Origin of the sequence: Phycicoccus sp. Soil748 (genome assembly GCF_001428025.1) — a bacterium.
Lineage (GTDB): Bacteria > Actinomycetota > Actinomycetes > Actinomycetales > Dermatophilaceae > Pedococcus.
The window spans coordinates 1-23,422 of record NZ_LMSC01000012.1 but is presented as its reverse complement, the minus strand read 5'-3'; the positions used below and the strand labels follow the sequence as shown (position 1 = coordinate 23,422).

The following is a 23,422-nucleotide window of genomic DNA, read 5'->3' as shown; positions in this document are numbered from 1 at the left end:
CGTCGTGGCATGAGCCTGGACTGCGAACTCATCCTCCCGTGCCGCAACGAGGCGCTCGCACTGCCCGCCCTGCTCGCCGCAGTCCCGTCAGGCATGAAGGTGCTCGTCGTCGACAACGGCTCCACGGATGGAACTGCCGAGGTCGCCCGCGGTCTGGGCGCGCGAGTCGTCGTCGAACACCAACCCGGGTACGGCGCGGCGGTCCAGGCCGGGATCAGGGCCGCCGCGGCGCGGTACGTCGCGGTGATGGACGGTGACGGGTCACTGGACCCCGCCGAGCTGGCGCCACTGCTCGACGACGTCGCGCAAGGACGGGCGACGATGGCGGTCGGGCGACGTCGACCCGTCGCCCGCGGCGTCATCGGCGTGCATGCCCGGCTGTTCAACGCGGCCGCAGCCTGGTGGATCGGCCGACGCACGGGCCTGCGACTGCACGACATCCCCTCGGTCCGGGTGACCCGTCGCACAGACCTGATGGCGCTAGGGGTCCAGGACCTGCGCTTCGGGTACCCGGTGGAGGTTCTCGTCCGGGCGCACCGTGCTGGCTGGTCCGTGGTCGAGCACGACATGACGTACCGGGCCCGGGCCGCTGGCACCACGTCCAAGGTGTCCGGGTCCCTGCGCGGTTCGGCCAAGGCAGCCCATGACCTCGTCAGGTCGCTGCCGTGACCACGGCGACGGTTCTCGTCATGGCCAAGGCGCCCGTACCGGGGGCCGTCAAGACAAGGCTCGGCGCCACGATCGGCCCCGAGGCAGCTGCACGTCTGGCGCATGCGGCCCTGCTGGACACGCTCGCCGTCTGCGAGTCCGTGTTCCCACCAGGGCGACGTGTCATCGCGCTGGCCGGGGCGCCTGCGAGATCGGTCGAGCCTGCCCAGCTGGACCGTGCGCTGTCCGGCTGGGACGTGGTCGCCCAAGAAGGGGCAACGTTCGCGGAGAGGCTCGAGACCGCGCACCGAGACGCTCATGTCACCCACGGTGGTCCGGTGGTGCAGATCGGGATGGACACCCCACACCTCACTGCACGCCACCTGGAGCAGGTCGTCGCAGCCACCAGGAGCGGACGACCGGTGCTGGGCAGGGCACAGGACGGCGGATGGTGGGTGCTGGCGACCACGGCCCCCGGCGACGTCACACAGCTGCGGCGCGTGCCGATGTCGCGCCATGACACCTGGGCCCGTACCCGGGACTGCGTCGAGAGGACAGCAGGGACCGTGCTGCCCACCGAGGAGCTCAACGACGTCGACACCGCGGCCGACGCCGAGGTCGCTGCGGCGGCAGCGCCGAACACCAGGTTCGCCCGCGGCTGGCGCGAGCTCCTCGCCTCCGGGACGGGAGGGACGTCGTGAGCACCCTGGCCAGCACGAGCCTGGACGATGCAGACGCCGACACCACAGCGGCAAGCGCCCACGGACGTGTGTCCCCAGCGAAGGTCTTCGCCGTCGCGCTGACCCTCGGGACCCTCACGGCGGTGATAGACGGTCGCGGCACCCACCACCAGCTCCCAGTCCGGAGCTGGACCGGTCGCGCCTCGCGCAGTGACCGGTTCCTGCTCGACCACTGCCACGGATCCACGATCGACCTGGGCTGCGGCCCCGGTCGCCTCGCGGCGGAGCTCCGAGACCGCGGCCACGACGTGCTGGGCGTCGACGCCTCGCGGTCAGCCATCGCCGAGGCCAGGCGTCGCGACATCCCCGTCGTCTGCGGAAGCCTGTTCGACCCCGTACCGAGCGAGGGCAGCTGGGGCACCGCGCTCCTCGCCGACGGGAACATCGGCATCGGCGGCGACCCCGCCGGACTGCTCGTCCGTGCCGGCCGGATCATCCGCCCCGACGGACGAATCGTGGTCGACCTCGCTCCTGCAGGCACCGGTCTTCGCGTCCACCAGCTCCACCTGCGGGCAGGTGGGCTGGCTTCCACCTCGTTCCCCTGGGCGGAGCTGGGCCCTGACGCGTTGCCGGAGACCGCTGCCGCCGCCCAGCTCACCATCGCCCAGGTCACTCGTCGGCGTGGACGCACCGTCGCCGTCCTCACCCACGCACGGGAGCAGGGCCGTTGAGCAGCACCCGGTTCACCGATGCCCTGACCAGGCTCGTCGACGCACTGCCGGAACCCGATGACTTCCCGAGCACCGCGCGCAACCGCGAGCTCACCGCCCGCGTCGGCACGTGGCTCGGCGCCTGCTTCCTGCTCGCCTTCCTCACCGGCGTCTGGAGCCACCTGGCGCAGCTGCCGGACCCGGTCCTGCCATTGCCCACGCGACCCGTCTGGCTGTACCGGGTGACGCAGGGCGTGCACGTCGCCGCCGGCACCGCCGCCGTCCCCCTGCTGCTCGTCAAGCTGTGGTCGGTCTTCCCCCAGCTGTTCCGCCGCCCGCCCGCCGTGAGGCGCGCGCAGGTGCTCGACGCCGCCGAACGCCTGTCGGTCCTCGTCCTCGTGTCCAGTGCTTCGTTCCAGCTCGTCAGCGGCCTGGCGAACTCCGCCCAGTGGTACCCGTGGTCCTTCTCGTTCCGCGCCACACACTTCGCCATCGGCTGGGTGGCCATGGGTGCGCTCCTCGTGCACGTCGCCGTGAAGCTGCCCGTCATCCGCACGGCGTGGCTCGAGCCCCAGGGGCAGCCGGCGCAAGGCACCGTCTCGCGACGTACCGTCCTAGGTGTCACGTGGGCGGCAGCAGCGGTCGCCGTCGTGACCACCGCAGCCTCCGGTGTGCCCGGAGTCCGCCGGTTGTCGGTCCTCGCGACGCGCACCGGAACCGGACCCGGCGGCATACCCGTCAACAAGACCGCGGCTGCGGCCGGCGTCGCGAGGGCTGCAGCCGACCCCGCCTTCGCCCTCGTGGTCGCCTGGGGCGACACGGAGCGACGCCTTTCCCGAGCGGACCTCGAGGCGATGCCCCAGACCACAGCCACCCTGCCCATCGCGTGCGTCGAGGGATGGAGCGCCTCGGGAGTGTGGGGTGGGGTCCGCGTGGCCGACCTCGTGGACCTGGTCGGCGCCCCCACCGGGTCGGCAGTGCTCGTCGAGTCGCTCCAACGGGTCGGAGCGTCCAGCCGGAGCCGACTTCCGGGCAACGTAGCTGCTGACCGTGAGGCGATCCTCGCCCTGACCCTGGCCGGCGAACCCCTCTCGCTCGACCACGGCTACCCGTGCCGGGTCATCGCCCCCAACCGTCCCGGCGCCTTGCAGACCAAGTGGGTCAGCCGGTTGGAGGTGCGGCCGTGAGCACGGAGCTTCGACTGGTCCGCACCACCATGGCCGCCCTCGGGGCCTTGGTCGGCCTGTACGGCGTCGTCCGGTTCCTCGGCCTCGGGTGGACCAACCTGCTGGCCACCCTCCCGTGGCTGGCTGGTGTCGTGGTCGTCCACGACGGCGTGCTGGCCCCGTTGGTCGTGGTGGCCGGGGTCGCCGCCGCTCGGACGTTGCCGGCCTGGTCCCGTCCGGCCGCCGTGTTCGCGGTGGTGGTCCTGGGCGCGGTCACCCTCGTGGCTGTGCCGGTGCTCGGCCGGTTCGGCGCCAAGGCCGACAACCCCACCCTGTTGGACCGCCCGTACGCAGCAGGCTGGGTCGGCGTCGCCGTCCTAGTCTTGGTCGCAGCGGTCGCGATCGCCGTCCGCGGTCGACGCAAGGGAGCAGCGCGTGGCTGAGGTACTCGTCGTCGACGACGACCTCACCGTCCGGGAGGTCGTCGTGTCCTACCTGCGCGCCGCCGGCCACCACGTACAGGAAGCCGGCAACGGCGAGGACGCGCTCAGGTCGATGCGGGGCAGGGGTGCGGACCTCGTGGTCCTCGACCTCATGCTGCCCGGCGTCGATGGGCTCGAGGTCTGCCGCCGGCTTCGCGAGAGCACCGATGTCCCTGTCATCATGCTCACCGCCCTCGGGGCAGAGACCGACCGCCTGGTCGGTCTGCGGTTGGGCGCCGACGACTACGTCACCAAGCCGTTCAGCCCGCGCGAGCTGGCCCTTCGCGTCGACTCGGTCCTGCGCCGCGTCGGGCAGAGGCACCCCAAGGGCGCCACGGTCACGGATGGCGACCTCGTGGTCGAACCCGCCGAGCACTCGGCCGTCCTGGCCGGGACCGCCCTCCCGCTGACCGTCCGTGAGTTCGACCTGCTCCACTTCCTCGTCGCGAACCCACGCCGGGTGTGGTCACGCGACGCGCTGCTGCGCGAGGTCTGGGGCTGGTCCTTCGGCGACCAGTCGACCGTGACCGTCCACGTCCGTCGCCTGCGGGAGAAGGTCGAGACCGACCCACGGAGGCCGACGCGCCTGCTCACCGTGTGGGGGGTCGGCTACCGGTGGGAACCTCGATGACCCATGACCAGGTCAGCGTGGTGCTCATCGCCGCAGGGTGGTCACTGGGGGTGGGTGTCATCGGCGCCCTCGTCGGCTGGCGCCTGCGACGAGCCCCCATCCGCTGGTCCGTGGGCCTCATCGCCGTCGTCGCGGTCGGCGGTGTGGTGGCCGGCGTGGTGGGCACGGCGCGTGCCATGTTCCTGTCCACGCACGACCTCGGCGTGGTGGTCCTCGTGTGTGGCGTCTCGGGCCTCGTGTCTGCGGCGTTCGCGCTCTTCCTGGCTCGCACCCTGGCCCTCTCCGCGAGACGGCTGCGGGGCATGGCCTCCGCTGTCGGCGCCGGCAAGGACGTCCACCCGCCCGGTGCCGACTCGGCCGAGCTGCGCGCCGTCGCCGAAGAACTCGCGCGGAGCAGTGAACGCCTGCGCACCTCGCAGGCCCGCGAACGACGGCTCGAGCAGTCCCGGCGCGAGCTCGTCGCCTGGGTCTCGCACGACCTGAGGACCCCGTTGGCCGGGCTGCGCGCCATGGCCGAGGCCCTCGACGACGGCATCGCCACCGACCCGCAGCGCTACCACCGGCAGATGCTGAAGGAGACCAACCGGATGGCGACCATGGTCGACGACCTCTTCGAGCTCTCCCGCATCCACGCGGGATCGCTCAACCTCACCCTGCAACCCATGGTGCTGCGCGACGTGGTCAGCGAGACGATCGCCGGAGCCGCCCCGGTGGCCAGGACCCACGGCGTGCAGCTCGGCGGACACGTGCACCCCGACGTCGAGCTCCGCGCCGACGCCACAGCCCTGTCGCGCGTGGTTGCCAACCTCGTCATGAACGCCATCCGCCACACCCCCGCTGACGGGGTCGTCCTCGTCGAGGGCCGCACCGCCGGCGGCCTGGTGGAGCTCACCGTCACCGACGGCTGCGGCGGGATCCACCCCGACGACCTCGACTCCGTCTTCGAGGTGGGCTGGCGCGGCACCCGGGCCCGCACACCGGGCCCCGACAGCGGCGCCGGGCTCGGCCTGGCCATCGTGCGCGGACTCGTCGAGGCGCACCACGGCACCGTCACCGTCGGCAACCACGGCAGCGGGTGCCGTTTCGTCGTCCGCCTGCCCGCCTGACGCACCACATCCCCGGCCGGGATCGCTTGGGTCCCAGACCACGTGAGCGGCTCGGAGCCCGTTTCCGGAGTGGTGCCGGGACGTAGCCGGGACCATCGACCCTTCCTTGGCCACAGGAGCGTCATAGCGTGGGAATCCGCGGGGCGCGGTGTTGTCGGCATTCGCCGCGGTTGGCCGCCAGGCAGGCGCTGGCCGCGATGAGGCACGCAAACCGGTGATGGCTCACGACCCCGCGCCTGAGCCGGTCTGCGGGCACCACGGACTGCGCACACCACCGTCTGCGTGCACCACCTCAGGAGAAGGGCAGAAGATCATGAACCGATACCGTGGCAACGCCATCGCGGTGGGACTCCTGCTCATCGCCTGCACCGCCACCAGCATCCTCAGCGCCGTGCCCCTGGGCGCGACCCTCGAGGGTTCCGACTACCTGGACCGGCTGGCAGTCAGCGACAGCCGTGTCATCTGGACGGCTCTCCTGGAGTTCGCGTGGGCTGCCACCGGCGCGGGCATCGCCATCGCGTTGTACCCCGTCATCCGACGCCACAACCGTGCGCTGGCTCTCGGATCCGTGGCCGGAAGGGTGGTGGAGGGCGTGATGGTCCTCATCGGGACGCTCGGCCTGCTGGTGCTCCTGACGGTCAGCCAGGACTCGCTCGCGGCGGGAGCCGACGCAGCGGCCTTCCGTGCAACCGGAGACGCCTTGCTCGCGGTGCGCGACTGGACAACCGGGTTCGTCGGGATGCTGCCCTTCCTCACCGCAGCCCTGATGTACTACTTCGTGCTCTACCGTGCACGGCTCGTGCCCCGGTGGCTCTCGGGCTGGGGACTGGCCGGTGCCGCGCTGGGCCTGGTCGCCACCGTCTACTCCGGGTACACCCAGGACTTCGGCTTCTCCACCGTCAACACGGTGCTCAACATCCCGATCGCCCTGCAGGAGATGGTCCTGGCCGCCTGGTTGCTGGCCAAGGGATTCAACCCCTCGGACGTCGACGCGGACGGCATCCGTGTGGGCGACGCTGGTCGACCCACGAGGCAAGTCGTCCCGGCATCCCGCCGAGACAAGGGCGCCCAGCTGACCGGGTGAGCTCCACCGTCGGACCAGCCGGCCGCCTCCAGCCCTCATCTCAGACATCGAAACAGCCCCTGACCCTGCGTCTTCGCTGGTAGCGAGAGCGAAGCCGATCGACGGCTTCCCGTACGCCTTGGGACAGCGTGGCCCACGACTCGGCCGTCCCGCCCAGGCCGTTCATCACGAGCAGCAGTTTGTTCAGCAGCTGGGTATCCCCGAGATCGTTGTCGATCTCGTCCAGAAGTTCGGACACGCGGTTGAAGGTGTGGACGACCCCGTCGGAGGCTGAGGTCGTGTTTGCATCGGCCGCGTAGACCCAGGCGACGAGTGCCCCGAACGCGAACCAGGAGGCAGGATCCTCGGGCTCCTCGTCCCGGTCCATTTNGCAGAGCGTGGCGTGCCGCGTCTACTGATGGAATGCTGGTCCGCGCCCGAATCGCGTCGGCGATAGGACCAAGTCCCCCAGGTGGCAGTCCGAGCGAACCCAGTTCTGCGAGGGGAAGTACGACGGACGCGAGCTCGGTCGCCGTCCGACGCTGCTCCTCTGAGGCCATCTGTCGGAGTCGGGACTCGAGCGTCGGCATGGAATCGTGGGGCACGAACAGACATCCTGCATGCTCTGGAAGTGCATCGCACTCACATCCTGAGCGATCTACACGTCGCGTACAGGCTCGTCAGCCGGTGACCGGACTGGGATGCGATGACCACTCCAGCACCGCCGGCGGCGATCACGTGGCCGAACTCCTCGAGCACAAAGCGCGTTGCCATACATCGACGTTCAGGATCTGCTCGATGCTCGCCTGACTGGCTGGCCGTCAGCCATGCCATCGTGGACGTTTCCTCCCGCGAGTCTGTGCTCGCTCTCGTGGCGAAGCCGGCGTCCGCTAGGACCTCTGCGGCCGCCCGAGCGTTCTCCTCCCGTAGATCGGCCAGAAGTACGTCCTTCTCGGCTCTGACCTGGCGGGCGATCGCCTGCCGATCGAACCTGCTCCGATGACGACAGTGACTTCGGTCATCCTGTTTCCCTTCCACTGGATTTGGCTTTTCGCGGCGGCGCGTTGACGTCGCGAGACGTCCTTCGAGTTGCTGTCGGTCGCGGCGATGTTCACCAGACGTGCCGACGCGCACCCGTTCTTCGTGCCATCTCGCGGACGACTTCCTTGCCGAGATTGCGCTGCCGTTGTCGCCTGCGGGCGCCGTTGTGGGAACGACGCGGCAAGGTTGGACGGAACGATCAGCGGTCGATCATGCGTTGCATCGCCTCGGGGTAGCGGGCGCCCTGGACCTGAACGCTGGCGGATGCCGAGTCCAGCTCGCCGAGGTCCTCGGAGGTGAGCTCGAGCTCGGCGGCGGCGAGGTTCTCCTCGAGGCGCTCGAGTCGACGGGTTCCCGGGATCGGGGCGATCCAGGGCCTCTGGGCGAGCAGCCAGGCCAGGGCGACCTGTCCGACCGTGGCGCCCTTGCGCTCGGCGACCGTCCTGATGAGGTCAACGAGGGCGAGGTTGGCCTGCAGGGCCACTCGGTCGAACCGGGGCAGGGAGGCGCGGATGTCACCCTCGCCGAACTGCGACTCGGCGGTCACCTGACCGGTCAGGAAGCCGCGCCCGAGTGGGCTGAAGGGCACAAACCCGATGCCCAGCTCCTCGAGGGCGGGGAGGATCTCGTCCTCGGGCTCCCGCCAGAACAGGGAGTACTCGCTCTGCAGGGCGGTGACCGGCTGCACCGCGTGGGCGCGGCGGATGGTGTTGACGCCGGCCTCCGACATCCCGAAATGGCGCACCTTGCCGGCTTCGATCAAATCCTTGACCGTGCCGGCGACGTCCTCGATGGGGACGTCGGGGTCCACACGGTGCTGGTAGAGCAGGTCGATGGTGTCGGTTCGCAGGCGTCGCAGCGAGCCGTCGACGGCGGCGCGGATGTGCTCCGGCCTGCTGCTGACGCCGGTCTGGCCGCCGTTCTCGTCGAAGGCGAACCCGAACTTGGTGGCGATGACGACATCGTCGCGGACCGGCTGCAGGGCCTCGCCCACGAGCTCCTCGTTGTGGAAGGGGCCGTAGACCTCGGCGGTGTCGAAGAGGGTCACGCCCCGGTCGACCGCTGCCCGCAGGAACGTGATCATCTCCTCCCGCGGCGGCCGCGGGCCGAACGACTGGCTCATGCCCATGCAGCCCAGCCCGAGGGCGGAGACCTTCAGGCCCGGTGTCCCGAGAGTGCGTTCGTGCATCGGTGGTTCTCCTTCGTCGATGTGGGTGGTGGTCAGAGCTGGCCGGCGGGCCGGAGCAGAACCTCGTTGATGGCCAGTCGGCGGGGCCGGCTGAGGGTGAAGGCGATGATCTCGGCGACGTCCTCCGCGGTCACTTCGGGCCCGCTGTACAGCTGCTGGACCCCTTCGAGGGTCTCGGGGTGGGTGGTGTGGTTGGGCAGCTCGGTGGCGACGACACCGGGCTCGATGAGCGTGACCCGGATGTCGGGCAGCAGCTCCTGGCGCAGCGACTCCGACCAGCCGTTGAGGCCCCACTTGGTGGCGGCGTAGACGCCGTTGCCGGCGCGGGCGGTGTGACCGGCGACAGAGGAGATGTTGATGATGTCGCCACCGCGGTCGGCGGCGCCGGCCTTGAGCTGGTCGAGGAAGACCTCGGTGGCGGTGATGGCGCCGAGGAGGTTGACCTCGACCATCGGCCGGTAGTCGGCGCGCTGGTCGGTGTCGAAGGGGCCGAGGAGCATGACGCCGGCGTTGTTGACCAGGACGTCGGCCCCGCCGAGCTCGTCCTGGACACGCCGCGCGGCGGCGACGAGGCTGTCACGGTCGGTGACGTCGGCGGTGATGGCGATGGAGTCGTTGCCGAGCTCCTGCGCGAGCCCCTCGATGCGGTCGGCTCGCCGCGCGAGGAGCGCGACGCGGTAGCCGTCGGCGGCCAGCGCGCGGGCGGTGGCTGCCCCGATGCCTGAGGAGGCGCCGGTGACGACCGCGACCCGTCGGCTGTTGGTGGTGTCGTTCATGGGCTGGGTGTTCCTTCAGATGGGCTGCGGGTCGGTCAGGCTTCGGGGATGTCGCGGCCGAATGCCTCGAGGGTGATGGCCTGGGGCTCGGGGCCGCCGCGCTGGCCGGTGTCGAGGGCGTCGATGGCGGCGAGTTCGTCGGCGGTGAGGTGGAAGTCGAAGACGTCGAAGTTCTCGGCGATGCGGTGCGCCTTGGTCGACTTCGGGATGACCGAACGGCCCTGCTGGAGGTGCCAGCGCAGCATCACCTGGGCCGGGGACTTGCCGTGCCCGTCGGCGATGCCGCCGATGACCGGGTCCTCCAGGGTGCTGCCGTGGCTGCCGTCGCGGTAGAAGGTGATGCCGCCGATGGGTGACCAAGCCTGGGTCAGGATGCCGCGGTCGGCGCCGAGGGCCTGGACCTCACGCTGCTGGAAGTACGGGTGCACCTCGATCTGGTTCACCGCCGGCACGACCGTCGCCTTCTCGAGCAGGCGGTTGAGGTGCTCGACCATGAAGTTGCTGACGCCGATGGCGCGGACCTTGCCCTGCTCGAGCAGTGTCTCCAGGGCCCGGTACGCCTCGAGGGTCTTGTCGAAGGTCGAGGGCAGCGCCTGGTGCAGGATGAGCAGGTCGATCTGGTCGACGCCGAGCTTGCCGGCGCTCTTGTCGAACCCGTGCAGAGTCTGGTCGTAACCGTAGTCGCTGATCCAGATCTTCGTCTCGATGAACACCTCGTCCCGATCGAGTCCTGAGGCGTGGATGGCCTGCCCGACCTCGCGCTCGTTGCCGTAGGCGGCAGCGGTGTCGATGTGCCGGTAGCCGGTGCTCAGCGCCGCCTGGACCGCGGCGCGGGTCTCCTCCGGCGGGGTCTGGAACACCCCCAGCCCGAGGGCGGGCATTTCTACGCCGTTGTTCAGCTTCAGCTGGTCCATGAGTTCCTCTCCATGCTTCGTTTCTGGGTTCTCTTCGCTTGGTGGGTTCGAACGTATGCCGGTCGGACGACGTGGTGGGAGGGCCTGTCATACCCCCTCTTGGTGGCGTCGGTCAGGTCCGCTGGCCGGGCAGTCTCATGCGGCCCAGCCAGTCGGCGGCCGCGGTGGGACCGTCTGCGTGGACGGTCTCGCCCTGGACGGCGAGGCCCTCGCCGATGTTGGCGCCGGGGCAGGCCCGGGTGTACTCCCGCTCGGTGGCGCCCAGGCCGCTGACGGCGAAGGTGACGAACGGGTGGACGTCCTTGCCGGTGAAGTCGTGAGCTTCAGTGAAGGTGTGCATGAGCATCGGCGGCCGAACGTTCCAGATGGGGCTGCCGACCAGGACGACGTCGTAGCCGTCGATCGACTCCACCGGGTTGGCCAGCGCGGGGCGCGCGTCCGCGTCCTGCTCGCGGACGTTGCGGGCCACGGTGGCGTCGTAGTCGTCCGGATACGGGTCGGCGGCGTCGAGGCGGTGTACGTCGTGCTTGACGCCCAGCTGACTCAGGCGGGCGCTGATGATGCCGGCGAGGACCTCGGTGTTGCCGACCGCGAGGTCGACACGGTCGCCGTAGTGGTAGTTCTCCCCGGCCCGGGAGAAGTACGCGAGCAGAACCCGTGCCCGGCCCTCATCGCCCGGTGCGGGCCCCGGCGGGCTGGTGCCGGTGCCGTCGCGGGGCTTGGAGGGGGTGGTGTCGCCGGCGGTGGAAGATCGGGCCGCACCGGACGGGCGGTCTGGCTGGGCGCCGGACGTCCCGGTGGAGCACGCGGCCGGCCCGGTGACCAGCGCCAGGCCGCCGCCGAGGAGCGCCCCCCGCAGGGCGATCCTGCGACCGAGCTGCGGCTGGAGGGCGCGGCTCATCGGCCGGTGTCCTTCCCCGACGGCAGCAGCAGGCTGACAGCGGTGGTCAGCACCAACAAGGCGGCGAGAGCCACCAGGCTGAGGCGCAGTCCGTCCATGAACCCGGCCATGTGTCCGATGACCGCGCCGGCCGCGGCCACCCCCATAGAGCCGCCGACCTGGCGGGCGGTGTTGAGGACGCCGCTGGCGGTCCCCGCCTGCGGGGCGGGCACGGCATCGAGGAGCAACGAGGTGAGCGGTGGCACCGTGAAAGAGCCGCCGACACCCACCGGCACCATGAGCGCGGCGACGGCCGCCAGGGGCAGGTCAGCCGGGGCCACCGCGAGTCCCACCAGCCCGAGGACCATGACGACCTGCCCACCGATGATCGGCACGCGGGAGCCGAACCGCAGCGCGACCCTGGCGGCGGTCGGGTTCAGGATCGCCACCATCGCGGTCATCGGGAGGAACAGCAGACCGGTCTGCAGCGGCGACGCCCCGCGGACCTGCTGGAAGTACAGGCTCTGGACGAACACGATCCCGTAGAAGGCCGCCATGGTGACGAACGCGGCTGCCAGCGAGATGGCCACCGGCCGTGCCCGGAACAGGTGCAGCGGCACCATCGGGTGCCGACCGCGCGCCTAGGAGGCCACGAACCCGGCGGCTCCGACCGCGGCCACCACGAACGCGGCGATCACGTCCGGGTCGCCGTAGGAGCCGCTGCCTCCCTGGATGACCCCGTAGGTGGACCCCACCAGCGCCGCCAGGGCCGTCACTTGGCCGAACGGATCGAAGCGGTGGGAGCGGCGCGGCGAGTTTGGGACCCGGACCAGCAGCGCCAGCGCCAGGCCTCCGACGGGCAGGTTGATGAAGAAGATGATCCGCCAGTCGAGTTGCGTCAGCAGGCCGCCGAGGACGGGGCCGGCAGCCGCTGCGACCGAGCCGCCCAGCGCCCAGTAGGCGACCGCCTTGGCCCGCGCCCGTGCGTCCTCGTAAGCCTCCCGGAGCAGGGCCAGGGACGTGGGTGTGATGAGCGCGGCACCCACCCCCTGGGCGACCCGCGCGGCGACCAGCACCGGAAGGGTCGGCGCGAAACCACACAGGGCCGAGGCGAGGACGAACACTGCCATGCCCAGCCCGTAGGCGCGGCGGGCGCCGACGCGGTCCGACAGCGTGCCGGCGAACAGCAGCAGCGAGGAGAACGTCAACGTGTAGCCGGTCACCACCCACTGCAGCCCCGCCAACCCGCCACCGAGGGCAGCACCGATGTCGGGCAGGGCCACGTTGACGATCTGGGCGTCCAGGGCCACGACGAAGAACCCGAGCATGGCGACACCGAGCGGCGCCAAGCGGCCCAGGTCACGAGCCCGACCAGCCACCCGCACGGCTTCCAGGGCGGGCTCTGGGCCCACGTGGGGGTCGGGGAAGGGAGTCCCGGACTGCGACGTGACGGTTGGCGCGGTGGCTGGCATGTGAAGAACTCCCGGACGGGTGAAGACGGAAAGCACCATGGGCGTCATACGGACCGAGTCGGTGCTTGCCACCAAGCAAAGCCGCACCTGCTCTCGCGTGGCAGTGACGGTCTTTACAGGTACTGCCAGACCCTCCCTCGGGCACCACCGACCCCGTACCGTCGACGGCATGGCTGACCAGACCGGACGCGATGCGAGCAAGCGCGTGGACAACCGCGCCGAGGTGCGCGACTTCCTGACCTCACGTCGGGCGCGCATCACCCCGGCGCAGGCCGGCCTGCCGCTCTACGGCACCAACCGCCGCGTCGCCGGACTGCGCCGCGAGGAGGTCGCCATGCTGGCCGGTGTCAGCACCGACTACTACACCCGGCTCGAGCGCGGAAACCTCACCGGCGCCTCCGAATCCGTCCTCGAAGCCCTGGCCACAGCACTCAAGCTCGACGAGTCCGAACGCACCCACCTCTTCGACCTCGCCCGCGCCGCCAACACCGGCTCCCGGCAGCGCCGAACCACCCCCAGGCAGCAGGTCCGCGAAGGCGTACTGCGCATCCTCGACACGATCGGCGCACCCGCCTACGTCCGGAACAACCGTCTCGACCTATTGGCTGTGAACCGGCTCGGACGCGCGCTGCTGACCGATCTGTACCGGGTCGACGCCTCCCTGGGCAGCTCAGGCTCCCCCCCGAACCTCGCCCGCTACATGTTCCTCGACGACCGCTCCCGCGACTTCTACGTCGACTGGACCGCTGTCGCCAGGGACACCGTCTCAGCGCTCAGGATCGAAGCGGGCCGGAACCCCTACGACCGGGGCCTCACTGACCTCGTCGGGGAGCTGTCGACCCGCAGCGAGGAGTTCCGCATCTGGTGGGCCAGCCACAACGTCCGCCTGCACCGCACCTCCACCAAGGTGATGCACCACCCGGTCGTTGGGGAGCTCGAGCTCACTGGTGAAGCCCTCGCCCTGCCCGGCGACGGCGGACTCACGATCATCACGTACACCGTCGCACCGCACAGCGCATCGGAGCAGGCTCTCGACTTCCTCGCCAGCTGGACCAGCCAGACCGTTGCCCGCGCCGAGGCCAGCGACCCGGCCGCGTCAGAACCGGGGACCGCGCCCTGAGCAAGTCGAGCCAGGCGGATCGTCGGCGGTAGGAGCGGCTCGATTCTCCGCTGTGCGCGTGGACTTCGTTTCGGCTCGAGTTGGCGTCCAGTCCCTTCCCAGCTCACTGGCGTTGACGAGCACCCCGCTCGTCGCAAGAGGCCGGTTCCAGCCGTCGTTGGCACCCACCCCGACGCGACGCGCAGCAATACCGCGCCACGTCACTGGAGCCCGTCTCGAAGCGATTCCGGCCCCACCGGGCCCCGCTCAGTGTCGCGGACTGACTTCTTCCCTGCATGGGAAGTGACGCCGGGTCCTCCGGACGTCCACGCACACCCAGAACCACCGACGGACCGGACCTTGATGCCCCGCAGTCCGTGGTCACTCAGTTGGTCAAGCGGACCCGTTCGCGGGTTCAGAACCAGACAGCCCCTGACCTGCGTCTCCGCTGGTCAGGGGCTGTTTCGTGCTGGTGGGCGATACTGGGTTTGAACCAGTGACCTCTTCCGTGTCAAGCATTCCGGGACAGTCCGTGAGCGTCGCCTGACGTGCAGTTGGGCACGAGCCACTCCCCCGACGTCCGCCCGCATCCGTCCGAACTCGCCTCTGTTGTCAAGCACTTAGTCAAGCAGTCCAATCGTCTGTTGCCAGAACTCCTTCAGCCGGTAAGTGCTCATCGCCATCGCGTGCGCCCGCCGCTGGAACGGCGTGGCCTACACCGAGGCCAGCCGGGGTAGTGCGCTACCTCAACGCCGTCGGGCTGCGAGACCGTGAGCCGTTCAGCTGCCCGCTGGACCGGCACGACCGCAATCGGTGGCAGCAAGCTTCGCAGCCAATGTCCGAGCCTGCCGCGGGGACGTGCGCACAGCTACTTACGTTCGCCGAACGAAGCTAGACCCCGCACATGTCTCGACAGCAGTCGTCACAGGCCCCCACCAGAACCCCCGTCGGCGCTACGTTCCACTGCGCTCGCTCGAGAGAGTCCCCAGAAGCGCGTCGCCTCTCGTCGCGGTAGAGCTCTACCTCTGTGCCGGTGACTGGAGTCGGTCGTGACGATCCCAACCGCTGGCTTGGGGCTGCCGCCGGATGCCGCGCTGCAGGCGCAGGTCGTCGCGCAGCTGGCGAGGGACCGGCAGCCGTCGGGCGGTCAGCTCACGGGCATACACCTCCATGGCGCCCAGCAATGTCTGGCGGGCAGAGAGGAGGCTGGGCCAGTCCACCGGTGCCAGGCGCCCGGCGCTGACTTTCTCGCGGGCTGTGCGCACCTCCCCTGCCAGCTCGGCCAGCGTCGGTAGTGCCAGGGGGTTCGGTGTGCGTACGGCACTGTCGGTATCCATGGTGGGGCCTCACCTCTGTCGCGGGGCCTGGCAGGCCTGAGAAGCGACACCAGCCACAGTACGCGGGTCGCGCTCGCACTCGGACGCGCTGTGCGAGACCGCCAGAAACCTCCGCGCCATGAGCCTTCGTCCCTGGCGGAAGCAACGCCTCGAGCGTCCCCTTGCCTCCGGAACCTGACTGTCGCGCGCATTGTCTGCCCTTGAGTGATGAAACGCAACGCCTCACACGAGCCATGCCACCACGGCACGGGTGCGCCCATGCTGGCCGCGGGGAACCTATTTCGGCGTATTCGCTAGGAGCACATGACATGAGCAACACCGTGACGGCAGGACGACCTGCCGACGCGCGGGGCCATTCGACCCGGCGCTCAGCCATGATCGACAGCAGGCGCACCGCGTTCGTTGCGGGTGTCTTCTACATCATCACCTTCGTCTCGATTCCCACACTCTTCCTGTACGGCCCGGCGAAGAAGGCGGACTTCATCACCAGCACCGGCGCCAGCACGGGCGTGCTCCTGGGCTGCTTCCTCGAGGTCCTCGTCGCTCTGGCCGGCATCGGCACGGCCGTCACGCTGTTCCCCGTGGTCAAGCGGCAGAACGAAGGCATGGCGCTGGGCTTCGTCGCCTCACGCACCCTCGAGGCCGCCATGATCTTCACCTGCGTCGCCAGCCTCCTGTCGCTCCTGACCCTGCGACACGATCTCGGAACAGCAGGTGGAGCGGACCGGGCCGCCATGATCGTCACCGGGGCGTCGCACCTCGCGACCTACAACTGGGCGTTCACCCTCGGACAGAGCCTCATGCCCGGCGTGAACGCCATCCTGCTCGGCACCCTGCTGTACCGATCTGGCCTCGTACCACGCGTGCTTCCCGCGATAGGACTGATCGGCGCCCCCTTCCACATCACCGCCGTCGTTCTGACGATGCTCGGCGCTATCGACCGGGTCGGATCCGTGGCTCTGGTCGCGGCACTCCCGATCGCCGTATGGGAGCTCTCGCTCGGCATCTACCTGGTCGTCAAGGGCTTCAAGCCTTCCCCCATCCTCACGCCCGCGGGGCCTCCAGTTCCGCCGGCTGTGCCCAAGCACGAAGCGCTCCCCGTCGCGTGAGCGACGGGACGGACCACCACAGCCGAGCACGCATCGCTCCCGCAACCGCGGATGGCATCCGGGTGTCGCCGCCCACCCTCGCCGAAGTGGTCCACCGCATACCGGTGGGCCGCTCCGGTCAACATCCCACCCCCGAGCACCGCTAACTGCTGTCAGGAGTCACCGCATGATCACCGTCGAAAGCCTCACCATGAAGTACGGGCGCACCCTCGCCGTCGACGACATCAGCTTCACGGCCTCCGCGGGCCGGGTGACCGGGTTCCTCGGACCGAACGGCGCCGGCAAGTCGACCACCATGCGGATCATGGTCGGACTGACCCGGGCCACGCAGGGGACGGTCACCATCGACGGACGACGGTTCGCGGACCTGCCCAACCCGGGACTGGAAGTCGGTGTGCTGCTCGACGCGTCCGCCCAGCACGCCGGCCGCACCGGCCGCGAGATCCTCGTCCTGGCCCAGCAGTTCATGGGCCTTCCGCGCACCCGGGTTGAGGAGATGTTGGAGGTGGTCAGCCTCACCCCCGACGAAGCGTCGCGTCGAGTGCGTGACTACTCCCTCGGCATGCGTCAACGCCTCGGCATCGCCACAGCCCTCATCGGCGACCCGGAGGTCCTGATCCTCGACGAACCCGCCAATGGTCTCGACCCGGCCGGCATCCGATGGATGCGCGACCTGCTGCGAGGGTACGCCGACCGCGGCGGCACGGTCCTGCTCTCATCGCATCTGCTCCACGAGATCGAGGTCATCGCCGACGACATCGTCATGATCGGGCACGGGCGGATCGTGTCCCAGGGAACCAAGACCGAGCTCCTGCACGAGGCCGGCACGATCGTCCGCGCCGACAACGCCATCCAGCTCGAGCTCGCCCTGACCGACTGGGGACTCACCACGCACCCGACCGGCGACGGGGCCCTGCGCACCGAGGCCGACGCCAGTCTCGTCGGCAAGGTCGCCCTCCAAGCCGGTGTCGCACTCACCGAGCTCCGTGCCGCCGAAGGTGCCGGCCTCGAAGAGATGTTCCTCGAGCTCACCTCCGCCACCCAGCGAGAAGGAGTACCGGCATGACCACCATCGCCGCAGGCAGCAGTCACACTCCACGAACGGCCGTCCATCCAGTCCCCCTCACCCGGATCACCGCGGTCGAGCTGCGCAAGATGTTCGACACCCGCTCCGGCTTCTGGTTGATCGCCAGCATCGCCATCACCGCCGTCCTGGCCGCTGGGGGCGTCATCGTTTGGGCCCCCGACGGCCAGCTCACCTACTCCACGTTCGCGACCGCGATCCGGTTCCCCGTCGTCATCATCCTGCCGCTCATCGCCATCCTGGCCGTCACCAGCGAATGGAGCCAACGCACCGGGCTCACCACCTTCACCCTTATCCCGCACCGATACCGGATCATCAGCGCCAAGGCCATCGGTTCGGTCATCATCGCCATCGCGGCCATGGCACTGACCTTCGCGGTCGGTGCCCTCGGCAACCTCCTCGGTGCGGGCGTCAAGGGCGCCCCCCTGGTGTGGGACGTGACCCTCACCCAGTGCCTGTACTACGTCTTCGGGATGGTCCTGAGCCTGCTGGTCGGCTTCATGCTCGGCGTCCTCATCCGGGCCTCGACCGGAGCGATCGTCGCCTACTTCATCCTCACCTTCCTGCTGCCCACGCTCTTCGGCCTGCTGGCCAGCAGCGCGCAGTGGTTCCACACCCTCCAGCCCTGGGTCGACTCCCAGTTCGCCCAGAGCGGGCTCTTCGTCTTCGACAAGTCCCTGACAGGTGAGCAGTGGGCCCACATCGGAGTCACCGGGCTCATCTGGCTCGTCCTCCCCCTCCTCGTCGGGCTCCGACTCGTCATGCGCGCAGAGGTCAAGTAGCTGCCCGGTCACCCGCGCGCCGCTGTCGTTCCCAAATCCGCACCAGCCTGAGAGAAGCACCATCATGACCACCGCGATCCCGCGCCCGACCACCACCATGCAGGCCGTCACGTACGAGGAGTACGGCTCGGCCGACGTCGTGCACGTGGGACAAGCCGTGCGACCCGTGCCCGGCACAGGGCAGGTGCTGTTGCGGGTGCACGCGGCCGGCCTCGATCGAGGGGTTTGGCACACCATGACCGGGACACCCTATGCGGGCCGTCTCGCATTCGGGTTGCGCCGCCCCAAGAACCCGGTCCTCGGTCTCGATGTCGCGGGCACCGTCGTCGCCCTCGGTCCGGGCGTGACCAAGCTCGCCGAAGGAGACGAGGTCTACGGCTTCGGGCAGGGCACGTTCGCCGAGTACGCCCTTGCGCGCGAGGCCAAGCTGTCCCGCAAACCGGTGAACATCTCGTTCGAGCAGGCCGCTGCGGTGCCGGTGTCGGCCGCCACGGCCCTGCAGACCATGGACGCCGGCCGTGTCCGGCCGGGGCAGACGGTGCTCGTCATCGGCGCCTCCGGCGGCGTCGGCACGTATGCCGTCCAGCTGGCCAAGGCGTTCGGTGCACACGTCACCGGTGTATGCAGCACCACCAAGGTGGACCTCGTGCGGTCCCTCGGCGCCGACCACCTCATCGACTACACCAGCGAAGACTTCGCCGACGGCACCCGCCGGTACGACCTCATCATCGACATCGCCGGAAACCCCACCATCAGGCGGCTTCGCCGAGCCCTGAATCCGGCCGGGACCGTCGTGATCGTCGGAGGCGAGGAGGGCGGCAGCTGGACCGGGAGCATGGACCGCCAGCTGCGAGCCATGACGCTGTCGTTGTTCATCCGGCAGCGGCTGACGATGGTCATCGCCAACCAGCGCTGCAGCGACCTCGAGCGCCTCACCGCCCTCATCGAGTCCGGTGCGGTGACGGCGAGCCTCGACCGCACCTACCCCCTGGAGCAGGCCCCGGACGCGATCCGACACCTCGCCGCCGGCCGGGCCCGCGGCAAGGTCGTCATCACTGTCTGACTGCCACCGTCAACGGGTCACCCGTCGCATGAACGTGAACGTCCTTGAAGGAACCCAAGATGTCCAACCGCATCGCACAACCGCCCGTCGAGCACGAAGTCCGATCCCGGCCGCCGACTGCACGACCCGCGGCCGCGTTCCTGAGCTCGCGGCGCGGTGCAGCCCTCGTCGCGGGCATGGGCATCCTCCTGCTGGCAGCCCTGGCCGCGTTCGGCAACCTCGTGGTCGTCGAAGGGCTGGTGACCAAGGGCGACCCCGCCAGGACGGCGCGAGACATCGTGGCATCCGAAGGCACGTTCCGCCTCGGTGTCGCCAGCCTCTACGCCGCGGCAGCCCTCGACATGCTGGTTGCCTGGGCGCTGTTCCAGGTCTTCCGTCCGGTTCACGAGGCGCTCTCGCGGCTCGCGGCCTGGTTCAGGCTCGCCTACGCGGCGGTCTTCCTCGTCGCCATCAGCCAGCTGCACCTGCTTCTGCTCGGCTACCTGACCTACACCTCCAGACAGATGCCCTGGCTGCTAGGCGTCCTGCTCGCCATCGCAGGGCTGGGGTACGCCTTCGACACCATGGCCGCCGTCCTGACCTCGGGGCCCCCGATCGTCGTCTCGACGTTCACCTTCGTCGGTGAGTTCCTCCTTGCAGTGTGGCTCCTCGTTCGCAGCCGCCGGCTCTCGCAGCACGCCACACCATTCGACACCACCGCCACCCGGGCCGGCACCCCATGACGACTGCGCGCCCCCGCCGGGGCCCGTGCATATCCGCGGTCGTTGTCACTCACTTGGTCACTCACCCCGATCCCAAGTCGCGTGGCCCAAGCGTCAGCGACACCGAGCTGGCGCACGCTCTCGTACTGGCTACGGATGTACCGGGGCACATTCGCGCCGGAGTGCGCCCACTTCGTGCAGATTGACGTGTTTTCGATCAGCAGCACGACCGGATGGTCGCATGTGGGGCATGCAGGCGTGCTCAATGGGAGAATCGAACGGTGACATCCACCCTTACCGGAGCGCAACCGGTGCTCTTCGGTCGCGCCCAGGAGTTCGGCGACATTGCCGCCCGGATGGCGGGGGCGGCCGACGGCACGTCCAGGACGCTTCTGGTGTCCGGCGAACCAGGCGTCGGTAAGACGGCCCTGTTGCGCGAGGTGACCAAGCACGTGTCGGAGTCCGCCGAGGTCATCTGGGCGGCCTGCCTGCCAATGAGCTCCTTCTCCGTGCCCCTCTTGCCCTTGGCTTCAGCCCTGCAACGGCGAGCTGCTGGGGTCCCCGCAGGACCGGGCGGCCTCGACGGGTCCGTCGGCTATGCACCCGTGACCTTCGACGCGTGGCTGGACGAGCGGTGCCGTGAGCGGCCCGTGATGCTGGTGGTCGACGACCTGCAATGGGCAGACGAGAGCACACTCGACGTCCTGCTCTACGTGCTCGCAGGTCCTGGAGACCGCCGGCTGCTGGTTGTCGCGTCACTGCGCGATGGCGAAGAGGGTCCGCTGGTGACGTCCTGGCTGTGCAACGTCCGTCGGCTCCCCGGTGTCGAGGAACTACACGTCGGACGGTTGGACCGGCTGGGTGTCGCAGGGCAGTTGACCTCGCTTCTCGGTCGACCACCGCACCAGAGCCTGGTGGACCAAGTCTACGAACGCAGCCGGGGAAATCCGTACCTGACGCAGCTCATCGCCCGCGGGCTTGGCCAGGATGCGACATCGCTACCGGCTGGCCTGCCCCACGAACTGCGCGAAGCAGCAACTCAGCACTGGCACCGGCTCTCTCCTGCCGCCAAGGTCTTGATCCGGATGCTCGCCCTGGCCGGCCGGCCCCAGGGTGGACTTAGGCTGAAGGAGTTCGCCTCAAGGGTCGGGGTCGGCCAGGACATCGTGCCGCTACTCCGAGAAGCGGTGGACGGTGCCGTGCTTGAGGTGGTCCTCGACGGCAGATACTGGTTCGTCCATCCCCTGCTGGCTGAGGTCTTGGAAGACAGTCTGTTGGCCGAGGAACGACAGGCCATCCACGCAGTGCTCGCTGACGCGATTCTCGCCGACGACTCCTTTGAGATGCGACGCGACGTGGATTCTGTGGTGGCAGTCGCTGACCACCACGCGGGGGCGGAGCGTCATGAGGAGGCGTTCCGCTGGGCACTCATCGCAGCGAGGACATCCGGGGAGGCCGGGGGCGCGGCGGAGGAGTTGCGGCTGCTGTGGCGCGCGCTCCGTCTGTGGCCAGCGGTCCCAGACCCCGGCATGACCGAGACCGAGGTTCTGCGACGCATCCAGGCGGCCGCTGACCGGGCGGGAGATGTGGAGGCGGAGCTTGAGGCTGTCGCGCGCCTCCTCGTGATCCTGGATCGGGTGGACGAACCGCTTCTCACGAGTGAACTGCTGGTCCGGAGCATCGACCTCGAGGACGAGCTCGGCCGGCCGTCCGCCGGGGTCGAGAGAGCCAGTGACGCCGTGACGCTCTCCGCGCCGTATCCAGACAGCCCTGAGCATGCCATCGCCACGGCCGAACTGGCCGAAAAGGAACTGTGGAGGGGGGTGCCGTCAGGGGGAGAGCGTGCCGAGCGAGCCGTCCAACTTGCACGGCACTGCGGCTCGGCCACCGCCCTGGCACGCGCCCTGGTCGTGCGGTGCACCGCTTCGGTGTTCGCCGGTGGCCAAGGCGGACTCGACGACGCCCTGGCGGCCATGGCCGCGGCGGCCGAGGCTCGCGACTTCCCGGTCTTCGCGAATGCGGCTGCATGGGCCTCCAACTGCATTGACATCGGTGCGGCCAGTCTGGACGCGACCGCGCTGCTCAGCCGGAGTCGCGAAAGGTTGGAGCTTCTCGGCGCTCCCCACCGCTATGTGGCCAAGCTCTGCGCCCAGGAGGCCTACGCCCTGCTCATGCTCGGACGATGGCAGGTCTGCGTCGAGCGGCTTCGCGTAGCCCTGGGATCGTCACCTGGTCCGCGGGCCGACGGCATCGCCAGACTCACCGCGTCGCTTCTCGACACGCGTCAGGGGCGGTGGGACCAGGCCGAGGCGCACCTGGCCCGGGTGGCGGAGCTGTCGGGCTCGCGCTTCGAGTTCTTCGGCTACCACGCAATCCGCGCTGAGCTGCTGATTGCGCAGGGGGACCCCCTTGCTGGCTTCGAGGCTGCAATGGCCGGGGTCGGCGTGGGACACGCCAACCTGACGGAGCACCTCATGCCCCTGGCCGCGCGAGCTCTCGCCGATGAGGCGCAAGCCCTTCGCGACCAGGGAGAGGATCCTGAACCGGCATTGGCTCGGCTGAGGGCCCTCCGTGAGAGCCACCCGACCATCGTGGTCGTCGTCGGCCCGGGGCCTGCACACGCTCGCGAGATCGAGGCCATGACAGTCCTGTACGACGCAGAGGTCGATCGTGCCGGCAACGGGCAAGGCACCTATGACATATGGGAGCGGGCCGCCGGAGCCAGCGCGGATGCCGGTTTGGCTTGGGACGAGGCGTATTGCTGGTGGCGCGCGGCTGAGTCTCTTCTTCGGTCCTCATCGCGTCACGAGAGAGCAAGGGCGGCCTTGCGGCGCGCGTTCGAACTGAGCACTGCACTCGCGGCGATGCCTCTGGTGAGAGAGGTCGAAGCCCTCGCCCATCAGTGCAGAGTGAACTTGTCGGCTCCCAGCGACATCGGCCCTGCTGTGGCCGCGGCGCTTCCCAACCTCACCCCCCGGGAGCGCGAGATTCTTGCCCTTCTCGTCGGCGGTCGAACATACGCAGAAATCGCGCACGCGCTGTTCATCAGCGAGAAGACCGTCAGTAGCCACATTTCCCACATGCTTCGCAAGACGGGTACCAACAGCCGCGTCGAACTGGCTCAGGTCGCCCGGCGCGTGAACGCCCGGGGGGACTAGACGCCAGCTCGCTGTCCCCGCAGCCCATCGCACATTGGCCGTTTCGGGGTTTCGGGTCGCAGACTCGGCTTCGTCGACGCCCTCGAACGTCCGCGAGTCCGCCGCCGTGCGTCTGAGCAGGGCACGCCAGACGGGAACAGTCGCATCGTGGACGACCGCACCCTCCATGGAGTTCAATGAGAGCCCCCGCCGCTCCACGCGGGCTCGCGTGCCTTCTTCCCTGCGTGGGAAGTGACAACCGGAGTTCCGGATGTCCACGCACACCCGCGGAGTTGAGTCCAGCAGAGTGGTGTACGACGTGGTGACGGCCCGGGCGTAGACGCAGGTGCGG

Annotated in this window: 20 protein-coding genes and 1 pseudogene; 15 read left to right on the top strand and 6 right to left on the bottom strand. The window is 69.5% G+C overall.

Annotated features, from left to right (window positions below; translation table 11 throughout):
- Positions 1 to 9: 9 nt before the first annotated feature.
- The 8 genes from ASG70_RS16330 to ASG70_RS16295 all read left to right on the top strand — a co-directional run bounded on the left by ASG70_RS16330 (position 10) and on the right by ASG70_RS16295 (position 6,507).
- Entirely contained in the window at positions 10 to 669 is a 660-nt protein-coding gene (locus tag ASG70_RS16330) for a glycosyltransferase family 2 protein (RefSeq protein WP_056884919.1), read from the top strand.
- On the top strand, positions 666 to 1,349 hold the full coding sequence (locus tag ASG70_RS16325; protein WP_056884918.1) for a DUF2064 domain-containing protein: 684 nt from the start codon (positions 666 to 668) through the stop codon (positions 1,347 to 1,349). The genes ASG70_RS16330 and ASG70_RS16325 overlap by 4 nt, the downstream gene beginning before the upstream one ends.
- Positions 1,346 to 2,059, top strand: coding sequence for a class I SAM-dependent methyltransferase (locus ASG70_RS16320; protein WP_056884917.1), 714 nt, complete (start codon positions 1,346 to 1,348; stop codon positions 2,057 to 2,059). Before ASG70_RS16325 ends, ASG70_RS16320 begins: the two co-directional genes overlap by 4 nt.
- Positions 2,056 to 3,225, top strand: coding sequence for a molybdopterin-dependent oxidoreductase (locus ASG70_RS16315; RefSeq protein WP_235531554.1), 1,170 nt, complete (start codon positions 2,056 to 2,058; stop codon positions 3,223 to 3,225). Before ASG70_RS16320 ends, ASG70_RS16315 begins: the two co-directional genes overlap by 4 nt.
- On the top strand, positions 3,222 to 3,647 hold the full coding sequence (locus ASG70_RS16310) for a hypothetical protein (RefSeq protein WP_082590938.1): 426 nt from the start codon (positions 3,222 to 3,224) through the stop codon (positions 3,645 to 3,647). The genes ASG70_RS16315 and ASG70_RS16310 overlap by 4 nt, the downstream gene beginning before the upstream one ends.
- On the top strand, positions 3,640 to 4,317 hold the full coding sequence (locus tag ASG70_RS16305; protein WP_056884916.1) for a response regulator transcription factor: 678 nt from the start codon (positions 3,640 to 3,642) through the stop codon (positions 4,315 to 4,317). The genes ASG70_RS16310 and ASG70_RS16305 overlap by 8 nt, the downstream gene beginning before the upstream one ends.
- Positions 4,314 to 5,423 carry a sensor histidine kinase KdpD gene (locus tag ASG70_RS16300; RefSeq protein WP_056884915.1) on the top strand — a complete coding sequence of 370 codons (1,110 nt, stop codon included), beginning with the start codon at positions 4,314 to 4,316 and terminating at the stop codon, positions 5,421 to 5,423. Before ASG70_RS16305 ends, ASG70_RS16300 begins: the two co-directional genes overlap by 4 nt.
- A 313-nt stretch (positions 5,424 to 5,736) precedes the next feature.
- On the top strand, positions 5,737 to 6,507 hold the full coding sequence (locus tag ASG70_RS16295; protein ID WP_056884914.1) for a DUF4386 domain-containing protein: 771 nt from the start codon (positions 5,737 to 5,739) through the stop codon (positions 6,505 to 6,507).
- 621 nt (positions 6,508 to 7,128) lie between these two features.
- Here the strand turns inward: ASG70_RS16295 and ASG70_RS20235 are convergent.
- The 6 genes and pseudogenes from ASG70_RS20235 to ASG70_RS20155 all read right to left on the bottom strand — a co-directional run bounded on the left by ASG70_RS20235 (position 7,129) and on the right by ASG70_RS20155 (position 12,614).
- Positions 7,129 to 7,260, bottom strand: coding sequence for a hypothetical protein (locus tag ASG70_RS20235; protein WP_255353862.1), 132 nt, complete (start codon positions 7,258 to 7,260; stop codon positions 7,129 to 7,131).
- A 466-nt stretch (positions 7,261 to 7,726) separates the two neighbouring features.
- Positions 7,727 to 8,716: an aldo/keto reductase gene (locus tag ASG70_RS16285; RefSeq protein ID WP_056884912.1), complete on the bottom strand. Its 990-nt coding sequence runs from the start codon at positions 8,714 to 8,716 to the stop codon at positions 7,727 to 7,729.
- A 32-nt stretch (positions 8,717 to 8,748) separates the two neighbouring features.
- Positions 8,749 to 9,492 (bottom strand): SDR family oxidoreductase, encoded by a 744-nt coding sequence (locus ASG70_RS16280; protein ID WP_056884911.1) that lies wholly within the window; start codon positions 9,490 to 9,492, stop codon positions 8,749 to 8,751.
- A 35-nt stretch (positions 9,493 to 9,527) separates the two neighbouring features.
- Entirely contained in the window at positions 9,528 to 10,406 is an 879-nt protein-coding gene (locus ASG70_RS16275) for an aldo/keto reductase (protein WP_056884910.1), read from the bottom strand.
- 112 nt (positions 10,407 to 10,518) lie between these two features.
- Positions 10,519 to 11,307 (bottom strand): flavodoxin, encoded by a 789-nt coding sequence (locus tag ASG70_RS16270; RefSeq protein WP_056884909.1) that lies wholly within the window; start codon positions 11,305 to 11,307, stop codon positions 10,519 to 10,521.
- Positions 11,304 to 12,614, bottom strand: a pseudogene (locus ASG70_RS20155) (MFS transporter). The gene ASG70_RS16270 and the pseudogene ASG70_RS20155 overlap by 4 nt, the downstream one beginning before the upstream one ends.
- Positions 12,615 to 12,927: 313 nt before the next feature.
- On the opposite strand from ASG70_RS20155, the gene ASG70_RS16260 reads away from it, so the two are divergent.
- The 7 genes from ASG70_RS16260 to ASG70_RS20260 all read left to right on the top strand — a co-directional run bounded on the left by ASG70_RS16260 (position 12,928) and on the right by ASG70_RS20260 (position 23,091).
- Positions 12,928 to 13,878 (top strand): helix-turn-helix transcriptional regulator, encoded by a 951-nt coding sequence (locus ASG70_RS16260; RefSeq protein ID WP_235531553.1) that lies wholly within the window; start codon positions 12,928 to 12,930, stop codon positions 13,876 to 13,878.
- A 1,624-nt stretch (positions 13,879 to 15,502) separates the two neighbouring features.
- A complete protein-coding gene (locus ASG70_RS16250) occupies positions 15,503 to 16,303 on the top strand; it encodes a DUF4386 domain-containing protein (RefSeq protein ID WP_200949313.1) in 801 nt (266 codons plus the stop codon).
- A gap of 166 nt (positions 16,304 to 16,469) precedes the next feature.
- On the top strand, positions 16,470 to 17,369 hold the full coding sequence (locus tag ASG70_RS16245) for an ABC transporter ATP-binding protein (protein ID WP_056884906.1): 900 nt from the start codon (positions 16,470 to 16,472) through the stop codon (positions 17,367 to 17,369).
- The gene (locus ASG70_RS16240) at positions 17,366 to 18,169 is read left to right on the top strand and encodes an ABC transporter permease subunit (RefSeq protein WP_056884905.1); all 804 of its coding nucleotides are present in this window, start codon (positions 17,366 to 17,368) and stop codon (positions 18,167 to 18,169) included. Before ASG70_RS16245 ends, ASG70_RS16240 begins: the two co-directional genes overlap by 4 nt.
- 64 nt (positions 18,170 to 18,233) lie before the next feature.
- Positions 18,234 to 19,232 (top strand): NAD(P)-dependent alcohol dehydrogenase, encoded by a 999-nt coding sequence (locus tag ASG70_RS16235; RefSeq protein ID WP_235531552.1) that lies wholly within the window; start codon positions 18,234 to 18,236, stop codon positions 19,230 to 19,232.
- Between the two features lie 59 nt (positions 19,233 to 19,291).
- The gene (locus tag ASG70_RS16230; RefSeq protein ID WP_056884904.1) at positions 19,292 to 19,954 is read left to right on the top strand and encodes a DUF4386 domain-containing protein; all 663 of its coding nucleotides are present in this window, start codon (positions 19,292 to 19,294) and stop codon (positions 19,952 to 19,954) included.
- A gap of 260 nt (positions 19,955 to 20,214) precedes the next feature.
- Positions 20,215 to 23,091, top strand: coding sequence for a LuxR family transcriptional regulator (locus ASG70_RS20260; protein WP_162253932.1), 2,877 nt, complete (start codon positions 20,215 to 20,217; stop codon positions 23,089 to 23,091).
- The last annotated feature ends 331 nt before the right edge of the window (positions 23,092 to 23,422 follow it).

Excerpts from the sequence above, each read along its gene's own strand:
- ASG70_RS16330 (WP_056884919.1), top strand. The coding sequence starts at position 10 with ATGAGCCTGGACTGCGAACTCATCCTCCCGTGCCGCAACGAGGCGCTC.
- ASG70_RS16300 (WP_056884915.1), top strand. The coding sequence starts at position 4,314 with ATGACCCATGACCAGGTCAGCGTGGTGCTCATCGCCGCAGGGTGGTCA.
- ASG70_RS16295 (WP_056884914.1), top strand. The coding sequence starts at position 5,737 with ATGAACCGATACCGTGGCAACGCCATCGCGGTGGGACTCCTGCTCATC.
- ASG70_RS20235 (WP_255353862.1), bottom strand. The coding sequence starts at position 7,260 with ATGGCAACGCGCTTTGTGCTCGAGGAGTTCGGCCACGTGATCGCCGCC.
- ASG70_RS16285 (WP_056884912.1), bottom strand. The coding sequence starts at position 8,716 with ATGCACGAACGCACTCTCGGGACACCGGGCCTGAAGGTCTCCGCCCTC.
- ASG70_RS16280 (WP_056884911.1), bottom strand. The coding sequence starts at position 9,492 with ATGAACGACACCACCAACAGCCGACGGGTCGCGGTCGTCACCGGCGCC.
- ASG70_RS16275 (WP_056884910.1), bottom strand. The coding sequence starts at position 10,406 with ATGGACCAGCTGAAGCTGAACAACGGCGTAGAAATGCCCGCCCTCGGG.
- ASG70_RS16270 (WP_056884909.1), bottom strand. The coding sequence starts at position 11,307 with ATGAGCCGCGCCCTCCAGCCGCAGCTCGGTCGCAGGATCGCCCTGCGG.
- ASG70_RS16260 (WP_235531553.1), top strand. The coding sequence starts at position 12,928 with ATGGCTGACCAGACCGGACGCGATGCGAGCAAGCGCGTGGACAACCGC.
- ASG70_RS16250 (WP_200949313.1), top strand. The coding sequence starts at position 15,503 with ATGAGCAACACCGTGACGGCAGGACGACCTGCCGACGCGCGGGGCCAT.
- ASG70_RS16245 (WP_056884906.1), top strand. The coding sequence starts at position 16,470 with ATGATCACCGTCGAAAGCCTCACCATGAAGTACGGGCGCACCCTCGCC.
- ASG70_RS16240 (WP_056884905.1), top strand. The coding sequence starts at position 17,366 with ATGACCACCATCGCCGCAGGCAGCAGTCACACTCCACGAACGGCCGTC.
- ASG70_RS16235 (WP_235531552.1), top strand. The coding sequence starts at position 18,234 with ATGACCACCGCGATCCCGCGCCCGACCACCACCATGCAGGCCGTCACG.
- ASG70_RS16230 (WP_056884904.1), top strand. The coding sequence starts at position 19,292 with ATGTCCAACCGCATCGCACAACCGCCCGTCGAGCACGAAGTCCGATCC.